We start from the raw sequence: 20,697 nt of genomic DNA, 5'->3' as shown, positions 1-20,697 counted from the left end.
GAGGAGAGAAGACGATGGAGAAGATGGTCGACGTGGCGGTGATCGGCGCCGGGACCGCCGGGCGCAACGCCCTGCGGCAGGTCTCGCGCAGCGGCAAGAGCTTCGTGTTCATCAACGGCGGGCCCATGGGCACCACCTGCGCCCGGGTGGGCTGCATGCCCTCGAAGGTCGCCATCCAGGTGGCCGAGGACTTCCACCGCCGGGCGGCCTTCGAGGACGAGGGCATCCGCGGCGCCGGGGGGCTCTCGATCGACATCCCCGCGGCGATGAAGAAGATCCGCTCCATGCGCGACTTCTTCGTGGCGCGCACCCTCGACGGCACCGACCAGCTCCACCAGGGGCACTTCATCGACGGCTACGCGAAGCTCCTCGAGCCCGACCTCATCGAGGTGAACGGCGAGCGGATCCGGGCCGGCACGATCGTGCTGGCCACCGGCTCCTCCTCCATCGTGCCCGGCCCCTGGAAGGCCTTCGGCGACCGCATCCTCACCTCCGACGTCTTCTTCGAGCAGGAGGACTTCCCCGCCCGGGTGGCGGTGGTCGGCCTGGGGGTGATCGGCCTGGAGCTCGGGCAGGTGCTCGCGCGCCTCGGGGTCGAGGTCCACGGCTTCGACGCCCTCGACCGGATCGGCGGCCTCACCGACCCCAAGGTCGCCGAGGCGGCGAAGCAGGCCCTCGAGGAGGACTTCCCGATCCACCTGGGCCACGCCGTCGAGATCAGCGAGGAGGGCGAGGCCCTGAAGCTGAGCGCCGGTGAGGTGAGCGTGGTGGTGGACAAGGTGCTCGTGTCCATCGGCCGCCGGCCCAACACCGCCGGCTTCGACCTGGGCCGCTTCGGCGTCGAGGTCGACGCCCGGGGCGTGCCGGCCTTCGACCCGGCCACGATGAAGGTCGAGGGGCTGCCGATCTTCCTCGCCGGCGACCTCTCCGGCGACCGGCCGGTGCTCCACGAGGCCACCGACGAGGGGCGCATCGCCGGCATCAACGCCGGGCGGGACGAGCCCCTGCGCTTCGCGCGCAAGGCGATGCTCGGCATCACCTTCACCGACCCCAACGTCTGCCGGGTCGGGATGAGCTTCGCGGACGCCGAGGCGCGCGGGGCCGCCATCGGCGAGCAGAACTTCATGCGCCAGGCCCGCTCGCGGGTGATGGGCAAGGCCCGGGGCCTCCTGCGCGTCTACGGCGACGGATCGGACGGCAAGCTGCTGGGCGCCGAGATGGCGATCCCCGGCGGCGAGCACCTCGCCCACGAGCTGGCCTGGGCCATCCAGCAGGGCCTCACCGTCTTCGACCTGCTGGCGATGCCCTTCTACCACCCGGTCCTCGAGGAGGGCCTGCAGGGTGCGCTGAACAGCCTCGCCTCGAAGGTCGAGCACAAGCCCGCGGTGCCCCCGGGCCTCCAGCTCGCCGAGTAGGCGCGAGCCTCCGGATCAGATCGAGAGATCGATGTCGTAGACGCCGCCGCCGGAGTTGGTGGCGGTGCCGGTGACCTGGACGGTGCCGGTCACCCGGCGGATCTCACCGGCCGCGTCCGGATCCTCCTCGATCGAGCCCGAGAGGGTCAGGTCGAGGGTGACCTCGCCCTCCAGGTCACCCTCCATGGTGGCGGTGCCGCCGAAGGTGCCGGTGAAGGTGCCGTCCGGGATGTTGCGCAGGGAGAGCTCGAGGCTCATCGGCGCGGCCTCGGCGGTGGTGTAGCTCACCACCACCTCCTCGTCCTCGTCCTGGTCCACGTCGGTGACGTCCTGGTACCCGTCGAGGGCGACGGTCAGCCGCAGGCCCTTGTTCGCCGAGGCGCCCTGATCCACCTGCCCGGCCACGGTCATGGTGCCGGCCACGTCGCCGTCCCCGACCTGCTGGGGGATGTTCGCGCTGGTGGCGGCGTTGAAGCCGCTCATGCCCAGGAGGAGGGCCCGGCCGACGGCGCCGTCGAGGCCGAGGTAGGCCAGCTCGGCCTCGTGGTCCGAGTCCACCGCGCCACCACAGGCGCCGAGCAGGAGGGCGGAGAGGAGGGCGGCGATCTTCGGGAGGGCGCGGGTCGGCATGGAGGGCCTCGCTCGTTTCGGGTTCGTCTACCCATACGAGGGGCCGCACCTGAACGACGAAACTATCCGCCCGGCGTCCAGCTCACGCGCAGGAGGAGCTCCCGGGAGGGCCCGGGCAGGGGAGGGTGGCCCCCGTCGTAGGGCTGCGCGAAGGCGGGCTCGGCGCCGAGGAGATCGTGCAGCGAGAGCGAGATCGAGAGCCCCTCCACCCCGAGGTCGTGCGCCTCGAGCGCGAGATCGAGGAGCGCGGCGGCGGGCAGCGCCTCCAGGGAGGCCGCCCCCGCGGGGTCGGTGGTCCGGGCCCACCGGCGGGAGAGGAAGACCAGGCCCGGGGCGAGGCGCAGGTGGGAGCCGAGCGGGCAGGTGGCCACGATCGAGAGCTTGTGGGCGGGGAGCCCGAGGAGCTCGCCGTGGTGCCCGGGGACTCCGAAGACCTCCTGGGTCTGCCTTCCCATCGCGACGTAGAAGCCGTAGCTCGCCCGGAGGGCGACCCAGCGGTGTCTCCAGCGCCCCTCCACCTCGAAGCCCCGCGTGTGCACCTGCGTGCCGTTGACGTAGCCCTCCTCGAAGGTGATCGGATCGTACTGGTAGACGATGGGGCCGCGCAGCGTGGTGTCGAAGAGGTTGAGGGCGAGGGAGAGGGTGTCGGTGAGGAGGTAGCCGACCTCCGCCTCGACGACGTCGGTGGTCTCCGGAGTGATGCCGGGGCCCAGGTCGATGTTCTGGATGCTCGGCGCGCGGTAGGCCCGGGCGGCGAGGAGCTTGAAGTGGAAGCGCCCGAAGGGCTGAGTGAGGGCCACCCTCGGCACCAGCGAGGCGTCGAAGCGGCTGCTGGCCTCGTAGCGGGCGCCGAGCGCCAGCGTGCCCTCGGCCACGTCGATCAGGGCCTGCAGGTGCGCCGCAGCCCGCTTGATCTGGAAGCGGCGGCCGCCGTTCGAGAAGGTCTTCTCCTCGAGGACCTCCTCGGGCAGCGTCGCCTCGTCGATGTAGCCCTCGACCCCGAAGATGAGATCGACCCCCTGGGCGGTCTGGTACTCGAGCTGGAGCCCGGCTCGCCCTCGCTGCACCGGACTGTCGAACCAGTTGGGATCGTCGGGGCTCATCCCCGGGGTGCGCCAGGGGGCCTGCCGGTGCCAGCGCAGCCGGGGGGTGAGGGTCAGGCGCTCGCTCAGGGCGGCGTTCCAGGCGAGCTCGAGGTAGGTCGAGGTGAAGTCGGCGGGTGCCGGCGCCGCGAGGAGCTCGCCGTAGCCGGTCCGGTGGGTGGTGCGGTAGCTGTCGTGGAGGAAGGAGAAGGTGAGGCCCTTCCAGGCGAGCCGCAGGTCGAGCCCGGCCGGATCGAGATCGGCCTGGCCCTGCAGATCGAGGGTCGCCCCGGTGCTGTCCCGGAAGATCCCGTCGCTGCGCTGACCCTGCCCGAGCCAGCCCGCGACGCCGATCTGGAGGTCGCCGACGCTCCCACCCCAGCCGAGGGTGACGCGGCGGCGCGCCCAGGTCTCGAGGGTCTGCCCCCAGCTCGCCGAGGCGTGCACGCCCTCGGCGCCGCTGCCCACCCGGGTGACGATGTTGATCACCGCAAGCTCGGCATGACCGCCGTAGAGGGCCGAGCCGGGGCCCCGGATGATCTCCACCCGGTCGATCAGCTCCACCGGGAGGTGGTTGCCGAACTGCAGGGTCGAGTAGTGGCTCTCGTTGAGCTCGTGACCATCGAGGAGGAGGAGCACCTTGCCCTCGTGTCCCCAGAGTCCCCGCACGCCGAGGCCCACGACCCCCTGGACGTCCACCCCGAAGGCCAGGCCGGGGATCAGCTGCAGGGCGTCGATCAGGTCGCGGGCCCCCACGCTCATCAGCTCCTGGCCGGTCAGCACGCTGACGATGCCGGGAGAGAGGCGGGTGGGGAGCGGCCGGATCGACGCCACCGTCACCTCGGAGGCGATGAAGTCCTCGGCCACCAGGAACTCCAGCTCGTCCTCCAGGCTGATCGCCGACGCGGTGGCCAGCGCCTCCGCGGCCAGGCCGCGCCCGGGCGCCACGGCGCAGAGCACGGCCACCAGGCCGAGCGCCCGGAGCATCGAACTCCTCCTCCCCCTCATCCCCTGCATGACCGGGAGACTACAACGTTGGGGGCCGGGTGAAAGCTCCCGGGGCAGCCCACGAAGATCGGGCCGATCAGCTCAGCTCGACCTCCTGCTGCGAGGCGCGCCTCCGGCGGATGCCACGGCGGGCGGCGCCCTTCTCTCCACCCTCGCCGCCGAGCGCCCAGAGCCAGGTGAGCACCACCAGCACGGTGTTGCTCTCCCAGTAGTAGGTCGTCGCCAGGATCGCCACGGTGAGGCGGGGGGCGAAGAGCCAGCCCACCCACCAGAGCACCCCGCCCCAGGCGGTGGCGAAGAGCATCGTCAGCCTCGGGAAGAAGAAGAGGCAGATGACGAAGAGGATGCCGTGGACGTCCCAGAAGTCGACCATGGGGGTCTCCATCACTGGTTCCAGGGCACCCAGTCGCAGGTGTCGTCGTGCATGCACATCTCGTCGCGGATGCGGGTGCCGCGGCTGTCGAAGTAGGCGCCGATGGCGGTGACCATGTAGCGGTTCACGTCGAAGGGCAGGCTGGGATCGGGCACCAGGAAGACGTGGGCCCCCCGTGGCTCGACCGCCGGGATCCGCATCCCGTAGACCCCCTCCTCACCCGGAGGCGAGTAGGTCAGGCGAAGCTCCTCCCCCGGCGGCGGCCGGGGCGCGGGCACGCCGTCGACCTGAAAGCCGTCGGTGCCGTTGGAGAGGTTGTCGGGGTCGAAGAGCACCCGGCCGCCCCAGTGGTAGGCCCGGTACTCCTCGACGGCCTCCAGGACGTAGTTGTCCCGCAGCCACCGCAGCTTCGGCAGGCCCTCGGCGTAGGTGCCGAAGAAGCCGGAGGTCCAGTTGAGCATCACCCCGCCGTTCACCGGCACGGTGGTGTCGCCGAGGGTGACCACGGTCATCACCCGGGTGCCGAACTCGACGTCGGGCTCGGCGCCGGCCCAGCGGGCCTCCATCTTGTCCTTCTCCTTCAGGTAGTAGCGGCTGTAGGCCACCGGATCGCCCGGCTCCTGGATGAAGCCGGCGATGATCCGCAGGCGGCGCAGGTCGGGGCTCTGGCGCTCGTGACCGAAGCCCTCGGAGACCGCGGCCAGGGGGCTGCCATTCGGGTAGATCGTGCCCTGGAACTTCACGCCCACGACGCTCCCGTCGGCGTCCGCGTGGGGCTTGTCGACGCCCTCCTCGAACTGATCGACGACGAAGCGCTCGTTCGTCAGGTTGCCGGCCTCGTCGAAGACGCAGGGGCCCACGCAGCCGCGGATCCGCAGGGCGTCGCCGAAGCGGGTGCCGTCCTCGACGATCGGGAGGGGATCCTTTCCGTAGTCCTCGGACTCGACGTCGAGGACGTCGAAGCCCATGGCGGCCCGCTTCTCCCAGCCGGAGACCGCGTCGCAGGGGAGCGAGCGGCGGAAGTGGCCGTCCTCGCGCACCACCCCGATGTCGGTCTCGCCGTTGGTGAGGTTCTCCAGGAGGATCTCGTCGCCGATCTCCACGCCGGTGCGCACTGCGATGGGGATCTTCGCGTCCTTGTTCACGTCCGAGACGATGGTCTGGAGGCTGAAGGTCCCGTCGCCCTCGAGGCGGCCGTGGAAGACCGGGCCCATCAGGGGCAGCCAGACCGCGTCCACGACCGCGCCCAGCGAGGAGCGCACGGCCACGTCGAAGAGGCCCGCGGCGCCGGCGTTGGGGGCGGCGGCGGTGATCGCGGGCTCGACCGCGGCGACGATCGAGGAGTGGAGGCCGCCCATCGAGGTGCCCCAGGCGAAGTAGTCGTTGTCCGGGCCGCCCAGGTCGGGCTTGCCGTCCCCGTCGAAGTCTCCGAGCACGTCGGGCTGCCCGTCTCCGCTGACGTCGGGCCCCATCCGGCCGTCGAAGCTGCGCAGCATCTTCATGACCATCAGGTGGTAGACGACGGTCTGCCGGACCACGTCCCGGGTGTGGAAGGCGTCGGAGGTGAAGAAGTCGCCGCCCACGTCGGGGACGCCGTCGTTGTTCAGATCCCGGGCCTTGTCCGGGGCGAGGTCCTCCCACACCGGCGCCAGATCGCTCTCGTCGAAGAGCGACCAGATGAGGCCGGGCAGGGGGTTGTCCAGGCCGACGCCGTGGGCGTGGGCCGCGACCGTGCAGGTGGCCAGGCCGAAGCCGGCCTGGGTGCCGCCGAAGGCCAGCGCCTCGACCCGGGCCGAGGAGTAGCCGTGGCTGTAGTTGATCACCGGGAAGGGCTGGCCCGGGTTCTTGTTGAGGTGCTGCTTGGGGACGAAGCACCAGAAGTGGGCCTCGGCCGGCTCCTGCACCATCTCACCGGTGTGCTGGTTCACGTCGAAGCTCTCGTCCTCGTCGCCCATGATGCCTCGGACGCAGTTCCAACCGTCGCCGCGCGGCTCGCGGCAGCCGGGGCTGTCCTCGGTGCGGATACCGTCCCGGTCGCCCATGAAGTAGGGCACCTTCACCTTGCCGCTCACCATGTAGTCGATGTTGTCGAGGGTCTCGAGCAGCGGGCCGACGTCGGCGGTGCCCTCGAGGAGGGGGCCGAGCACGTCGCCGAGGGTGTCGAGGAGCTTCTCCATCTTCAGGATCACCGGCGACTCGCCCGGGGGGGCGAAGTCGCGGGCCAGCTGCATGAACTGCACGGTCTCGGCGTCGATGGGGTACTCGTCGGCCAGGGCCGCGAAGGGCCCGTGGCCGTAGAGGCCGCGCCGGATGTCGAGGAGGTCCCCCGAGGCGTCCTGGGTGGTGAGGGTCCAGGCGAAGGCGATGTCGTCGAGCTCGAGGCCGATGTCCACGACGGTGCCGTCCGGGAGGTGACCGGCGGCGACCGCGTCCTCGAGCGCCGAGAGGGCGGCGGTCTGCCGGACGTGGTTCACCCACTCGAAGGGCGACTGGATGACGTGGCCGTTCTCACCGATCAGGTTGCGGGTCAGGACGATGGCGTGGGTGGCCTTCTGCTGCAGCGGATACATGGGCTGCAGCAGGAGGGTGTTGGTCTCGTGCTCGTAGAAGGTGTTGAGGTCGTACTCGAAGAGCTCGGGGCAGGCCGCCGGCGGGTAGGGGTGGTCGGCCAGCAGGAGGTTGGTCCCCGTCCCCGGATCGCCGTCGAAGTAGTCGTTGCGATCCTCGAGGAGGGTGGGGAAGAAGCCCCGGCTCATGTCGATGGGGACGATCTCGCCGAAGTCCGGGCCCTCGGTGACGTTGATGATGTAGGCGACGTCGTTGGTCAGGTCGTCGTCGAAGTGGTGCTTGCGGGCGATGTTGCAGAGGTCGAGGGGCTGATCGAAGCCCACGGTGATCGGCGAGAAGCCGGCGAAGCCGGTGAGGTCGGCGGCCTTCTCCCGCAGCTCGCGCTCGAAGCGGGTCGGCGCGTCGAGGCTGATGTTCACCCGCCGCCCCGTCGGAGAGGTGGGGTCCAGGCGGGTGGCGATGTCGTTGGGGAAGGGGATCTCGGGCAGGGGCTTGGCGTCGAGGTCCCAGGTCACCTTCGGCCCGAGGGTCTGGAGGGTCCGGCCGATGCCCTCGGGGGATTCACCCGGGGAGAGGCAGGCGGTGCCCGAGAGCAGGAGCGCGAAGAGGAGGGAGGAGAGCTTGCGCGACGACATCAGGGGAGCCTCCACTGCAGGCGGCCTGCGAGGTAGCCGGCCAGGATCGGGTCCATCGTGGTGTCCACTCCGGCGAAGGCGGCGCCGGGGAGGAAGTAGCCGCCTTCCGCGAGGGCGACGAGGGAGAGGGTGTCGGTGAGCTGGCGCTCGTAGCGCAGGCCCAGGTCGAGCTCGAGGCCGAGCTCCCGGTCGGGCTTGCCCCCCTGCAGGTTCACCGGCGTCCCGCCGGTGGCGAAGGAGGCATAGGGATCCTCGAGGTCGGCGGTGGCCCGGGCCCACATCAGGCCGGCCTTCACCGAGAGGCCCGCCAGCGGCGTGTCGTAGGAGATGACCGGGCCCACGAGGAAGGCGCCCGAGACGCTGCCGCCGGTGGGGAGGAACTGGCTGCCGGCCTGCGGGATGTTGGTGCGGCTGGGATCGGCGATCCGGGCCCGGTTGCGGGCGCTGGAGTCGGCGAGGACCCGCTCGAAGAGGATGAGCGAGGGCTTGAAGTCGGGGTCGAGGCGCATCCGGCGCAGCTGGTCGTCCTCGGTGTTCTGATCCCCGCTGGCGTAGACGGCCCAGAGCCCGGCCGAGACCCCGGCCTCGTCGAGCTTCAGCTCGCCGTGGGCGGCCCAGCCCAGCGCCAGCACGTCGACCCCGTCGGGGGAGGCCTCCGGGCGCAGGCGGGTGGTGTGGCCGGTCAGCAGGGCGAGCTCGCCCTCGGCCAGGCCGGAGAGCCCATCGAAGAGCTGCCCCTGCCAGCGGCCGTAGGCGTCGGCGACCAGCACGTTCAGGTCGGCCCGCAGGCCCGCGGTGTCGGCCCGGTCCTTCTGGGCGCGGTAGGCCAGGTAGATGCCCACCTCCTGCTGCCCGGGCCGGTGGCGCCAGATCAGGCTGCCGACGGCCTGCAGGGCGCGGTCTCCGGAGAAGAGCTCGGCGTTCTCGTCCCGGTGGACCAGGTCGCCGCCGACCCCCAGGTAGAGCTCCTTCCCCAGCTGCCCGTCGGAGAGGAACTCGAGGGGCCGGGTGATGAAGAGGGCGCGGAAGACCAGGTCGCCGTTGCGGGCCACGCCCCAGATGGGCTCGCTGTCCCCGCTGCTGGCCACCAGGCCCAGGCCCCACTGGCTGCTCTGAGCGCCGACCCGCAGCTGACCCTTCGAGGTGGTCCAGACCGCGTAGAGGTGGCGGGGATCGAAGCGCAGGCTGCGGCCGCCGAAGCCCGGGTGGGCGTCGGTCCAGCCCAGCCCCTCCATCTCGGGCATGGCGGTGTAGAGGTCGAAGGAGGTCAGGTCGACCTGGGCCAGGATCTTCAGGGCGGGATCGATGGCGTAGCTCGCGTCCAGGCGCAGGCGGGCGCCGAAGACCGAGCCGCCGCCGCTCTCACCCTCGTCGAGGGCGTAGGTGTCGGTGCTGCCGCCGCGCAGGTCGAGGCGGGCCCGGGTCTCGAGGCTCGAGTCTCCGGCCGAGGCCGGCCCGGGCAGGGCGAGGCCGAGGAGGAGGGCGGGGAGGAGGGCAGTCGTTCGCATCGGTTCTCGTCGCTCCATTCCGAAGGAAGCCGGCCCGCAATCTACCGGATGGGACCGCCCGAAGCGATTCAGGGCGGGGAAGGTAAGCGCCGGGCGCCCTTCGCGGGTGGCAGCCCCCGCCCCGGAGGCGGTAGCGTCCCCGGCCATGAGCGAGCGCCGCCTGCCCTGGCCCGAGGGCCAGACGCCCCTGATGCTGGCCCCGATGCAGGGGCTGACCAACCGGGGTCTGCGCGGGGTCCAGGCCCGGCTCGGGCGGCCGGATCTGCTCTTCACCGAGTTCGTGCGGGTGCGCCCCGGGGCGAGGCAGCTCATCGCCGCGAGCGATCTGGCGGAGGCCACCACCGCGCACGAGGGCATCCCCCTGGTGGTGCAGCTCATCGGCAAGCTGGACGAGAGCGTGGTGGAGGCCGCCCGGGAGCTGGTGGAGCTGGGCATCGAGCACCTGAACCTGAACATGGGCTGCCCCTTCGGGAGGATGAAGTCCGAGCTCGCCGGCGGCGGGATGTTCTGCCATCCCGGCACGGTGCTGCCCCTCCTCTCGGCCCTGCGGCCGCTCGTCCCGGGCTCCCTCTCGGTGAAGACCCGGGCGGGCCTCGACGACCCCGAGCAGATCCTCGCCCTGGTGCCCCTCTTCGAGGAGGGCGGGGCGGACTTCCTGATCCTCCACCCGCGCACGGTGGCGCAGCGCTACGAGGGCGAGGCCGACCACGCGATCACCCGGCGGCTGGTCGAGGCCACCTCCCTGCCGGTGATCGCCAACGGGGACGTGCGCAGCCCCGGGGACGCCCGGCGGGTGCTCGAGGAGACCGGCGCGGCCGGCCTGATGATCGGCCGCGGCGCGATCTCCGATCCGCTCCTCTTCGAGCGGATCCGGGGGCGGGCCCCGGCGCGCCCCACCGGCCAGGCCCGCCATGAGGAGGTCGCCTCGCACCTCGAGGCCCTCCTCGAGGTCTACGCCGGGATGTTCCAGGGTGAGGTGCAGATCGTCTCCAAGCTCAAGGAGGCGGTGCGGCAGGTGGACGATCCCGAGCTGCAGCGCTGGGTCGGTAAGCTCTGCCGGGTGAAGACCCTCGCGCGCTTCCGGGAGCGGCTGCGCTCGGGTGGCTAGAATGGAGGGGATGCGAACGTCAGCGACAGCCCTGCTCGGCGCCGCCCTCCAGCCCGCCCGGATCCAGCCCCCGGCCGCGGGCAGCGGCGCCTTCGAGGATCTCGGCGCCCCGGCGGCGAGCGCTCTGCGCCACTCGGTCGAGGCCTACCTCGCCGGTGATCCGGAGGCGGCGCTGGGGGCCGCGCGCGCGGCGACCTACGAGCTCTGCCTACGATCTCGGCACCCTCGATCAGGCGAGGGAGGGCTTCGAGACCCACGACCTGAGAGGAGTGCTGGTCTCCGGCAGCCACCGCTGCGCCAGCGACACCCCCAGCGCCTGCGACGGCACCACCACCGTCTGCGGCGGAGGCGACCAGCCCTATCCGATCTCGGATCCGGCCCACGAGGTGGCGAGCAGCTTCCACGCTCTCCACCGAGGCCTGACCGAGGCCGAGCCCGACCTGCGGGTGGCCTCGCTCCACGGCACCTCGCAGGACGGGGCCAGCGTCTCGGACGGCACCGACCTCGCCGGCCGCGCGGGCACCTTTGCGGCGCGCTTCACCCTCGCCCTGGCGAGCGCCTTCCCCGCCGAGCCGGTGACCACCTGCAACGCCTTCCCCGGCGCCACCCACGAGGTGCGGCTCTGCGGGACCACCAACGTGCAGGGCCGGCACCTCAACGGCTCCCCCGAGGCGCCCTAAACCAGAAATCACGATTCCCGATCACGTCTGGCTTGCAGGCCGCACCCGCCTGCCGCGTCAGGCCTCGGTCACCTAGCTAAGGCTAGGCTCCCTCGCCCTTCCTCGCATTCGGGCACGTCCGCGGCGCCATCCGCTGTTCGGGAATCATGATCTCTGGTTTAGTCCGTCGCGGGCGGCGGCAGCGGGGGCGGGGTGTCCAGGGGAGGCAGCCCGAGGGCCTCCTCCACGGCCTCGGCGAGCGCGGCGAGGTGGGCGACGACCCGGTAGTTGAGCGGGGAGAGCTTGGTGAGCACCTCGGCGCAGAGATCGAGGACCTCTCCGATGTCGTCGGCCGCGGGCAGCCGGGGGAAGGTGAGCTCGGCGACGGTCGAGGTGCCCGGCGCGATCCCGGCGCCGGTGACGAAGGGGTAGAGGACGTCGCCGAGCGCGGACCGCAGCTCCTTGAGCTTGCCGCGCATGGTGATAGTGCGGCTCCGCAGGACCGAGTAGGTCTTCTCGTCGCCGCCCCCGGCCTGGATCTGCTCGGCGAGGATCAGGCTGGCGACGAAGCGCTCCTGCAGCTCCTCGATGAGCGGGGTGGCCTCCACCAGGGTGTGGCAGAGGGGCAGGAGCAGGCGCGCCTGGGCCGCCCGGGCCTCACCCTCCTCGAGCCGGGCGAGGAGGGCGGGGTCGTGCAGGAGCAGTCCGAGGGCCGCCTCGAGGCGCTCCCGGCCGAGCTGCTCGTAGGTCTCCAGCTCGGGGGAGAGGGTGCGCATGCGGGCGCGCGCCTGGGAGATGCTGGCGGTGGCCTCCTCGGTGGTCGACGCGGTCAACCCGAACTGCCCCGGCTCCAGCCGGAAGCCGGCCTCGACCAGCGCCTCGCCCCGGTGCGCCTCCAGGCGGGCGGTGTCGGCCTCGTCGTAGCGGGCGAAGGCGGCCGCGTAGCTCTCGCTGCGCGCGAGCAGCGCCTCGCGCAGGGTCTCCAGCCGGGCCAGGACGGCTTCGCGCTCACCGGCGGCCTCCGGGAGCTGGAGCGTCAGGGGGCGCAGCATCTGGAGCTGCCCCTGGAAGAAGCGGTCGGCGGCCTTGCGGGCCGCGTTCTCCAGCTCCCGGCCGGCGATGACGACGGAGGTCGGGATCAGAGCCAGGGCGCCGACGGTCTCGGCCCCCAGCTCTCGCTCGTAGTCGGCGAGGGTGAGGCGCCGCGCGCGGGCAGCGAAGTCCTGGAAGAGCAGCCGGGCCGGGGCCTCGACCTGGAAGACCCCGGGCGCCTCCTCCGCGCGCGCCGAGGCGATCCGCCGGGCGTCGCAGGGGTGGGTGTCGGCCCAGTGGGTCTTCCGCTCGAGCTGCTCCTGTTGCAGCGCCTCGATCAGGCTGGGGTCGACCTCGCTCTCCTGGGCCAGCAGCAGCAGGGAGAGATCATCCGGCAGGCGACCGTCCCGGGCGGCCATCTGGGCGTCGGCCCGGGCGCCGTGCATCCAGATCGAGAGCTCGGTCAGGCGCCGGGCGGTCTTCTCGAAGGTCGGGGAGCCGGCCACCCTCGCCTCGTAGCGGTCGGCGTCGAACTCCATCTGCCGGAGCATGAAGCTGGAGATGGCGTGGCCGACGTACATCAGCACGGTCAGCAGAAGGCGGGTGAGCCAGACGCAGAAGCGGGCCAGGTAGAGGATGATGCCGACCCGGAAGTCCCACTCTTCGCTCGAGCGCCGCAGCCACTCGTCCCAGGCGTCGCGCTCGTGCACCACCCGGTGGAACCAGCCGTTCACCGAGCGGATGACGTAGGTCAGGCGCATGCCGGCCGACTGCGCGAAGTGGCCCAGCTCGTGGGAGAGCACCCCGGTGAGCTGGCGCAGGGACATGCCGGCCACGAGGGGCAGGCCGAGGGTGAGCACCAGGTCCCCGCTGAGGAGGCCGATCCAGCCCCGGTGGAAGCTGGCCGAGGCGTTCACCTGGTTGTCGATCCGGATGATCTTCGGCGGGCGGGCGCCCACCGTCTTGCAGAGCCGCTCGACGAAGGCGAAGAGAAAGGGCTCGCTCTCCCGATCGAGCTCGAGCCAGCCCTCCTCCATCGCCGGCCGCGCGAAGAGGGGCTTCACCATGAAGAGGATCAGGATCACGCCGGCGACCAGCGGGCCGACGTAGACCAGGAGGGCCAGGAGCATGCTGCGCCCCTCCATGCCCTCGAAGACGGCGGTGCCGCGCAGGCCGTAGAGGAGGACCCCGTAGGCGGTGGCGAGGATGAGCGAGACGTAGACGAGGGGCAGGAGCACCATCGCCACGCCCACCACCAGCAGCGCTCCCTGGTAGAGCGGGGAGGTCGGGATGGGGGGGAGGGGATCCCCCAGGGACGAGAGGGCCTGGGCCCGGATCGCGCTGCGCTCTTCCATCCGGCCTCCAGCCTACTACGGGCGCGGTGCCTAGATTGGAGCCGGAGGTGATGTCATGCCCCAGATCGAGATGAACCTGGATGAGGTCCTGGTCCTGGAGGGCGTGCTGGAGAGCTACCTCGCCGACCTGCGGATGGAGATCTCCCACACCGACCGGGCGGCCTTCCGTGACCGGCTCAAGGAGAAGCAGCTCTTCCTCGAGCGGCTCCTCGAGAGGCTGATCGCCGAGGAGGAGCTCGACGCGAACTAGGGAGGTCCTCTAGCCCTCGAGCGCCTTGCGGACCTGCGCCACGAGCTCCGCGGGGGCGAAGGGCTTGGGGAGGAAGCCAGCCAGGCCCGCGGCGGAGAAGCGCTCGGTGGCCTCGGCCTCGCTGTAGCCGCTCGCGAGGATCACCGGGACCTTCAGGCCGCGGGCGAGGAACTGCCGGTGGGTCTCGGGGCCGTCCATCCGGGGCATGGTCATGTCGAGGACCACGAGGACGATCGCGTCGGCGTTCGCCTCGTAGACATCGATCGCCCGGTGGCCGTCCTCGGCCAGGAGGACCTCGAAGCCCTTCATCTCCAGACCGATGCGGGAGATGGAGCGGATGGTCGGCTCGTCGTCGACGACGAGGATCGTCCCTTGGCCCCGCCAGGCGTCCAGATCGAGCTGTGAGGGCGGCGCCTCGGCGGCCTGCTCCGCGGCCTCCAGGCAGGGCAGGAGGGCCCGGATGGTCGTGCCCTGGCCGCGCTCGCTCTCGATCTGGATGGCGCCGCGGTGCGCCCGGACGATCCCCAGCACCGCGGCCAGGCCCAGGCCCCGGCCGGTGAACTTGGTGGTGAAGAAGGGATCGAAGATCCGCTCCCGGGTCTCCAGGTCCATGCCGCAGCCGGTGTCGGAGACCTCGATCACCGAGTAGCAGCCCGGCTCGAGCTTCTCGTCGAGGTAGGTGTTGGCCAGGAGCGCCTCGTCCGCGTGGATGCGGGAGGTCTTCACCCGGATGACGCCCATGCCGTCCTCCACGGCCTCGGAGGCGTTGGTGATCAGGTTCAGGATCACCTGGCGGATCTGGGTGGAGTCCGCCTCGACCTCCGGCAGGTCCGGCGCGAGCTCGAGCTGGAGGACGGCCTTCCGGGAGATCGCGGCCTCGAAGAGGTGGATCATCTCCTCGATGAGCTGGTTGAGATCGAGGCGGTCGACCTTCACCAGGCTCTTGCCGGAGAAGGCCAGCATCTGGCGGGAGAGCTCGGCGGCCCGGGTGGCGGAGGTCTCGATCCCGTCCAGGTGGCCGAGGAACACCTCCTCCTTGGGGAGGCGCATCCGCAGGAGCTCGGCGTTCCCCAGCACCCCCATCAGCAGGTTGTTGAAGTCGTGGGCGATGCCCCCGGCCATCACGCCCAGGCTCTCCAGCTTCTGGGCGTGCTGCACCTGCCGCTCGAGGTGGAGCCGCTCCTCCTCGGCCTCGAGGCGCCCGGAGAGATCCCGGGCGAAGATGCAGGCCAGCTCCTGCCCCTCGCTCTCCAGGTGGCTCATCATGAGCTCCACCGGAAAGGTGGTGCCGTCTGCCCGCCGGTGGAGGGACTCGAAGGTGAGGGAGCCGGAGCTGCGCAGCTGCTCCCAGCGGGTCTGCCAGTCCGACGCCAGGGTCTCCGGGGCGATGTCGAAGAGGGAGCGCTCGAGCAGGGCCTCGCGCCCGAGGCCCAGGGAGCGGCAGGCCTGCTCGTTGACGTCGGCGAAGGTGCCGTCGATGCGCACCCAGAAGATGCTCTCGGCGGCGTGGTCGACCGAGAAGCGGGCCATCTGCAGCCTCGCCTCCTGGTCCTTCTTCCAGGTGATGTCCTCGACGATCTCGATGAAGCCCTGGGGGCTGCCCGCGCCGTCCAGCACCGGAAAGGCGCGGAGCTGGACCTCGATCGGCTCTCCCGCCGGGTTCCTGCCCGTGGTCACCACCGACTGGGGCTGGCCGCTCGCCATGGCTCGCGTCCCCGGGCAGTGGGAGCAGGGGGACTCCCGCTGCTCGAAGGCATGGAAGCAGGACTCGCCGACGAAGCTCCCGGGCTCGCGGTTCAGGAGGCGGCCCTGCGCGACGTTGGACATCACGACCCGGTAGTCGTTGTCGATCAGGGTCACCCCGAGATCGATGTTGTCGACCAGGGAGCGGTAGCGAGCCTCTCCCCGGGCGGCCTGGCGCCGCGCCTGCTCCAGGCGCTCGATATGGGAGCGGGTCGTGCGCTGGAAGACCAGCATCCCGGCGCCGGCCAGGGCGAGGAGGATGAGCGCCGCGCCGCCGAGGGCGAGCTGCCGGGAGTGCTCGGAGTGGTAGCTCTCCTCGAACTGCTCGTGCAGCTCCGGAGAGAGCTCTGCGCTCACCGGGAGGTGGAAGTGGGGGTCACCGAGCGCCGTCCCGGCCAGCAGGCCGATCACCAGTACGCCGGCCCCCAGGAGAAGGCCGAGGAGCGCACCTGGGGGACGGCCCCACCCCGCGCTGTCGTCGCGTGCGTCGTCCAAGGCCCCCTAAACCTAGCACCCGCGAGGAGCCGCGTCAGAACCGCCCCGGATCGCCTGGATTCAGCGCGTCTCGTCGCCCGGCTCGAGGGAGAGCCCGCCGAGGTTGGAGACGCCGATCGGGCGCTGCACGCCCGGCTTCCAGACGTCGGTGAAGCGCTGCTCGGTGGTCGAGAGCTCCACCGTGTCGGGCCCCTTGTCGCCGGCCGCCCGCTTCAGGTTCACCAGGTAGAGGGCCTCGCGCTTGCCCTCCCGATCCGGCTTGCCGTCTTCTCCGGTGCCGAGCTTCGCCTCCGGCCACTGCGGCGCGTTGTCGTTGCCCGAGGCCCGGGCCACGTCGCGGGGGGCGTAGCGCTTGGACTGGTAGTCCACCTCGGTCTTCATGATCGGGAAGTCCTTGTGGATCGGCACCGTCCGGGTCTTGGTGACCTGCTTGTCGGTGTAGACCGGCACGTCCCGGCACTTGGTCACCTTCTTCGAGGCGCCCGAGCCGGTGGACTTGTAGGAGGTGCTGCACTCTTCCCGGGTGCCCGTCTTCACCTTCTGGGTCTCGGTGTAGGTCTCCTCGCGGGTGCCGACCTGTCGGCGCTCGGTGTGGTGGAGCTTCTCCCGCTGGGCGAGGCGGCGGATGTCGTCGCCGACCATCTCGTCCTCCCAGTTGGTGGCCTTCACCCACTGGTAGCGCTCGACGGGGATGCTGCGCTCCCAGCGTACGGAGGTGACCTCGTAGGTCACCGGCACGGTCCGGGTGGCCCAGGTGATGCCGCCGATGATCAGGGCGGCCGCCGCGCCGAGGCCCAGCCAGAGGCCCAGGCGGGACTTCTTCTTCGGCGGAGGCGGGGGCGCGGCCGAGGGCTTCGGGGCGCGCTGGGCCTCCTTGGCCGCCTGGTGCTCGAGGAAGTTCTTCTCGGACTGCTCCTTGCTGGCGGAGCAGTTGCGGCAGGCCTCCAGGGTCGCCGCGTTCAGGGTGTTGCAGAAGGAGCAGATCCAGTCCGCGCCCGCCTGGTGGCGGGCCTGCTTCTCGGCCTCCACCTGCTCCTCGCGGTCCTCGAGCCGGTAGAAGGTGATGTCCTGGTCCCGGGCGTGACCGCAGGTGGTGCAGGACTCCTGATCCCCCCGGATCGCCTTCGAGTCGCAGTAGGCGCAGTCCCAGTACTCGTAGACCAGCTCCTCGTGGATCCTCTCGCCCATGGCCGTCCTCCTTTGCCGGGGAACGACCATAGCCGAAGTCGGAGGCCGACGCTGCAGGAGGTGCGGGGTCCCGAGCCCTTGCGCCAGACGATGACCTTGCTGCCGCCGTCCTTGTAGGAGTCCTCCTCCACCCGCGTCCAGCCGGAGGCCTCGGCCTGCCTGGCCATCTGCTCCCGGGCCTCGTCGCCCTCCTTCCGGCTGGCGAACTCGAACTTCAGCCGACCGTCCCTGGCCTGCTCGGCCAGCTCGGGCGGGTGGACCGGAAAACCGCGAACGGTGCCCGGCGGATCCCCCGCGCAGGCCGAGAGGAGGAGCAGGCCGAGGGCGAGGGGCAGGAGGCGAAGCATGGCCGAAGTCTAGCAGCCCGAGAGCGCCGCTCGACTTCCAGGGACCCGGGCTTTGTGTTTCCAATGTCCGCGGAGGAAGCATGCTGCGTCGCAGGAACCATCCCGTCGAGCCGATCCTGGGCCTGGCCCTGCTCCTGGGGGTCCTCGGCTGCTCGGACGGCAAGAAGCAGGTGGACGAGCTGTGCACCCGCCTGGCCACCGCCCGCTGCGAGGTCCAGGCGAGCTGCTGCGGGGCCGACGCCAGCTGCGTGGAGCGCGAAAGCGCCGCGTGCCGGGAGGACGCCGAGGCGCTGGTGGACGCCCTCGACTCCGGCGCCGTGAAGCTCGACGCGGAGGGCCTCGCGGCCTGCGAGCAGGCGATCGCCGACGCCGGGCAGGGCTGCCGCCAGCCGGCGCCCGGCCAGGCCTGCGAGCCCCTCCGGGACACCGCCGCGGCCGGTGAGCCCTGCGCCGAGGTGAGCGCGGGCGCTCCCTGCGCCGGCGGCGAGGGCGTCTGCACCCCCGGCGTCACCGGGGTCTCCACCTGCACCCTTCCCTCCGGGGCGGGAGAGGTCTGCGCCGCGACCCTGCCCTGCGCCGACGCGCTGGTCTGCCTGCCCGGGGCCAGCCCGGTCTGCGGCGCGCCGCGCGGAGAGGGGGGCGCCTGCACCGCCGCCGGGCACTGCACCGAGGGGCTCTTCTGCGAGGCGGGCGGCACCTGTGCCGCGGGGATCCCCGAGGGGAGCGCCTGCACCCTGCCGGGGAGCTGCGCCGAGGGGGCGGCCTGTAACCTGGACCTCCAGACCTGCGTCGCCCGGGTCGGCGCCGACCAGGCCTGCCTCGGTAACCCCCACTGCGCCGAGGGCCTGCGCTGCGAGGGCAAGCGCCTCGCGGGCACCTGCGGCGAGAAGGCGCAGGCCTACGAGCCCTGCCTCGACACCGCCCAGTGCGCGGACGGCCTGCGCTGCGATCTCTCGGCCGAGCGGTGCCTGCCCGGCGCGGGCGCGGGCGAGCCCTGCACCTTCGCCAGCGACTGCGCCGCCGGCTTCGGCTGCGATCCCACCGGGGGCACCTGCCAGCCGCTGCCGGGCGAGGGCGAGCCCTGCCTGATGGGCACGGCCCAGTGCGCCCCACCGCTGACCTGCTTCTCCTTCGCCAAGGGGGAGGGCACCTGCGGCGCCCCGGTGGGCGCCGGCGAGGCCTGCGCGGCGGACGTCAACTGCCAGCCCGGTCACGGCTGCGTGGGCGGCACCTGCCAGGCGAGCCCCGGCGTGGGTGAGCCCTGCCAGAGCGGCTACCTCTGCCGGGACGGTTTCTGCGACCACGGCGCGGGGCAGACCTGCGCGGCGTGGCGGGGCGCGGGGGATCCCTGCCCGGGCGGCAACGAGTGCGGCCCCGGCCTCGCCTGCGTCAACGCGAGCGGCAACGACCTCACCTGTGTCCTCATCCCCGCACAGGGGGAGGCCTGCCTCTTCGAGTGCGCGGCCGGCTTCACCTGCCGGCTGCGGGTGGAGCCGGGCACCTGCGTCGCGGAGGTCTGCGAGTGAGGCGCGGGGCGACTCGCTAGGGCGCGACGAAGCCCTCCCTCAGGCGCAGGTAGTCCACGAAGGCCTCGCCGACCCCCTCGGAGCGCAGGTGGTCGACGCTCACCGGCAGGGCGACGGGTTCGAAGTCCGGATCGGCCTCCACCCGGCGGGGGTAGTCGTGGTGCAGGATCCCGGCCCGTCCGATCACCAGGAAGTCCAGCCCCAGCGCCAGGGCGCGGCGGACGTCCCCGCCGGTGAGGATCTTGCCGGCGGCGCCGAGCTTCACCTCGCCGCGCTCCAGGGAGGTGAAGTGCTCCAGGAGGGTCCGGTCACCGTGGGGGTCCTCCTCGGGCAGCTTGAAGACGTCCCAGAGCGAGAGGTCGAGGTAGTCGATCTTGCCCTCGCCGAGGAGCCGGCGGGCGACCTCCTTCATCTCCTCCAGGCGCAGGCCGAAGCGCTCGGGGGAGAGCCGGACGCCGAGGCTGAAGCCGGCCCCGCACTCGTCCCGGATGCGGTCGACGAGCTCGAAGAGGAGGCGGGAGCGGTTCTCCAGCGATCCGCCGTGCTGGTCCTGGCGGTGGTTCTGCTCCGGGCTGAGGAACTGGGAGAGGAGGTAGCCGTGCGCGCCGTGGAGCTCCACCCCGTGGAAGCCCGCGCGCTCGGCCCGCCTCGCCGCGGCGACGAAGTCGTCCTTCACCCGCTCGAGCTCGTCGGCGTCGAGGGCGCGGGCGCCGGTCTCCGGGTCGTCGGAGGGGGCCTCGGGGGCGCCCTCGATCAGGTCGGGCGGGGTGCGCAGCCCGGCGTGGTGGAGCTGCACCGCCGAGTGAGTCCCCGTCCGGGCGAGCGCATCGGCGAGCCGCTTCAGGCCCTCGAGGTGGCGGTCGCTCCAGATGCCGAGCTGGCCCTGGAAGCCCACCCCGCGCTCGCGGACGTGGGCCGCGCAGGTCATGGTCAGCCCGAAGCCGCCCTCGGCCCGCCGGGCGAGCCAGGTGAGCTCGTCCTCGCCCAGCGTGCCATCGGCGTGGCTCTGGCGGTTGGTCAGCGGCGCCAGCATGAAGCGGTTGGGCCAGTCCGGGCCGTGCCGCAGCGTCAGGGGCTCGAAGGGCCTCGCCGCGCTCATGAGGCCTTGCGCGCGAGGACGAGGAAGACGGGGTAGCTCCCGCCCTCCTTCTCGACGGTGTGGGCGGTGGCGAAGTCGACGTCCACGAAGCCGCTCGCCTCGAGGGTCGCGCCGAGGGCGGCGCGGTCGAAGCCCTGGTGGAAGACCCCCTCGACGTCCGCCGGGTGGAAGGTGCCGTCCTCGAGGTCGAGGTCGGCGAGGGCGACGAAGCCGCCGGGGGCGAGGTGGTCGGCGAAGCTGCGGATCATCCGCCCCGTGTCCTCGACGTGGTGCATCGCCATCGCGCTGACGATGCCGTCGAAGCTGCGGCCGAGGGGCGCCTCGAGGATGTCCTGGCAGACCGCCTCGACCTTCCCCTCGAGCTCGGGCTTGGCGAGCAGGGCGTCGAGCATCGCCCGGGAGACGTCCACCGCCGTGACCCGCTCGACCCGGGCGGCCACCTGCGCGGCGATGAGGCCGGTGCCGGCGCCGAAGTCGAGGACCCGCTGTCCGGCGGCGAGGGGCGCGCGCTCGAGGATGGCCGCCCCCACCGCCCGCGAGAGCTCGCGCACGGTGTCCCGCGCGTCCCAGTCGGCCGCCTTGTCCTGGAAGTGATCCGTCATGGCGGCGAGTCTAGACCGGTGGCCCGTTGAGGCCAGCCCCGGTGCGAGGGGCTGCTCCCTCGCGCCTCCCGGAG

Annotated in this window: 15 protein-coding genes; 5 read left to right on the top strand and 10 right to left on the bottom strand. The window is 71.9% G+C overall.

Features of this window, described 5'->3' with window-relative positions:
• Positions 1-14: 14 nt before the first annotated feature.
• A complete protein-coding gene (locus P1V51_11960) occupies positions 15-1,415 on the top strand; it encodes a dihydrolipoyl dehydrogenase (protein ID MDF1563752.1) in 1,401 nt (466 codons plus the stop codon).
• Between the two features lie 15 nt (positions 1,416-1,430).
• Here P1V51_11960 and P1V51_11955 read toward each other — a convergent pair whose 3' ends face one another.
• The 5 genes from P1V51_11955 to P1V51_11935 all read right to left on the bottom strand — a co-directional run bounded on the left by P1V51_11955 (position 1,431) and on the right by P1V51_11935 (position 9,219).
• Positions 1,431-2,045 (bottom strand): hypothetical protein, encoded by a 615-nt coding sequence (locus P1V51_11955; GenBank protein ID MDF1563751.1) that lies wholly within the window; start codon positions 2,043-2,045, stop codon positions 1,431-1,433.
• 62 nt (positions 2,046-2,107) lie between these two features.
• Entirely contained in the window at positions 2,108-4,114 is a 2,007-nt protein-coding gene (locus P1V51_11950; protein MDF1563750.1) for a TonB-dependent receptor plug domain-containing protein, read from the bottom strand.
• 97 nt (positions 4,115-4,211) lie between these two features.
• Positions 4,212-4,520 carry a hypothetical protein gene (locus tag P1V51_11945; protein ID MDF1563749.1) on the bottom strand — a complete coding sequence of 103 codons (309 nt, stop codon included), beginning with the start codon at positions 4,518-4,520 and terminating at the stop codon, positions 4,212-4,214.
• Positions 4,520-7,711 carry a hypothetical protein gene (locus P1V51_11940; protein ID MDF1563748.1) on the bottom strand — a complete coding sequence of 1,064 codons (3,192 nt, stop codon included), beginning with the start codon at positions 7,709-7,711 and terminating at the stop codon, positions 4,520-4,522. Before P1V51_11940 ends, P1V51_11945 begins: the two co-directional genes overlap by 1 nt.
• Positions 7,711-9,219, bottom strand: coding sequence for a hypothetical protein (locus P1V51_11935; GenBank protein MDF1563747.1), 1,509 nt, complete (start codon positions 9,217-9,219; stop codon positions 7,711-7,713). The genes P1V51_11940 and P1V51_11935 overlap by 1 nt, the downstream gene beginning before the upstream one ends.
• Positions 9,220-9,364: 145 nt before the next feature.
• Here P1V51_11935 and P1V51_11930 point away from each other — a divergent pair, with 145 nt between their 5' ends.
• The gene (locus tag P1V51_11930; GenBank protein MDF1563746.1) at positions 9,365-10,327 is read left to right on the top strand and encodes a tRNA-dihydrouridine synthase family protein; all 963 of its coding nucleotides are present in this window, start codon (positions 9,365-9,367) and stop codon (positions 10,325-10,327) included.
• Positions 10,328-10,482: 155 nt separating this feature from the next.
• Positions 10,483-11,007, top strand: coding sequence for a hypothetical protein (locus P1V51_11925; protein ID MDF1563745.1), 525 nt, complete (start codon positions 10,483-10,485; stop codon positions 11,005-11,007).
• 158 nt (positions 11,008-11,165) lie between these two features.
• Here P1V51_11925 and P1V51_11920 read toward each other — a convergent pair whose 3' ends face one another.
• Positions 11,166-13,373: a M48 family metalloprotease gene (locus tag P1V51_11920; GenBank protein ID MDF1563744.1), complete on the bottom strand. Its 2,208-nt coding sequence runs from the start codon at positions 13,371-13,373 to the stop codon at positions 11,166-11,168.
• A 55-nt stretch (positions 13,374-13,428) separates the two neighbouring features.
• Here P1V51_11920 and P1V51_11915 point away from each other — a divergent pair, with 55 nt between their 5' ends.
• On the top strand, positions 13,429-13,623 hold the full coding sequence (locus P1V51_11915; GenBank protein MDF1563743.1) for a hypothetical protein: 195 nt from the start codon (positions 13,429-13,431) through the stop codon (positions 13,621-13,623).
• Positions 13,624-13,632: 9 nt separating this feature from the next.
• Here the strand turns inward: P1V51_11915 and P1V51_11910 are convergent, their stop codons facing one another.
• The gene (locus P1V51_11910) at positions 13,633-15,861 is read right to left on the bottom strand and encodes a PAS domain S-box protein (GenBank protein ID MDF1563742.1); all 2,229 of its coding nucleotides are present in this window, start codon (positions 15,859-15,861) and stop codon (positions 13,633-13,635) included.
• Between the two features lie 60 nt (positions 15,862-15,921).
• Positions 15,922-17,049 (bottom strand): hypothetical protein, encoded by a 1,128-nt coding sequence (locus P1V51_11905; GenBank protein ID MDF1563741.1) that lies wholly within the window; start codon positions 17,047-17,049, stop codon positions 15,922-15,924.
• 427 nt (positions 17,050-17,476) lie between these two features.
• Between P1V51_11905 and P1V51_11900 the strand changes: the two genes are divergently transcribed.
• Positions 17,477-18,922, top strand: a complete 1,446-nt coding sequence (locus tag P1V51_11900) for a hypothetical protein (GenBank protein MDF1563740.1) — start codon at positions 17,477-17,479, stop codon at positions 18,920-18,922.
• A 16-nt stretch (positions 18,923-18,938) separates the two neighbouring features.
• Here P1V51_11900 and P1V51_11895 read toward each other — a convergent pair whose 3' ends face one another.
• Together P1V51_11895 and P1V51_11890 are read right to left on the bottom strand one after the other, a co-directional pair.
• The gene (locus P1V51_11895; protein MDF1563739.1) at positions 18,939-20,021 is read right to left on the bottom strand and encodes an NADH:flavin oxidoreductase; all 1,083 of its coding nucleotides are present in this window, start codon (positions 20,019-20,021) and stop codon (positions 18,939-18,941) included.
• Positions 20,018-20,623: a class I SAM-dependent methyltransferase gene (locus tag P1V51_11890; protein MDF1563738.1), complete on the bottom strand. Its 606-nt coding sequence runs from the start codon at positions 20,621-20,623 to the stop codon at positions 20,018-20,020. Before P1V51_11890 ends, P1V51_11895 begins: the two co-directional genes overlap by 4 nt.
• Positions 20,624-20,697 lie beyond the last annotated feature (74 nt).

The sequence above is a fragment of the Deltaproteobacteria bacterium genome (genome assembly GCA_029210625.1).
Lineage (GTDB): Bacteria > Myxococcota > Myxococcia > SLRQ01 > SLRQ01 > JARGFU01.
The sequence above is the reverse complement of the archived record's forward strand: the minus strand, read 5'-3'. Positions and strand labels throughout refer to the sequence as shown.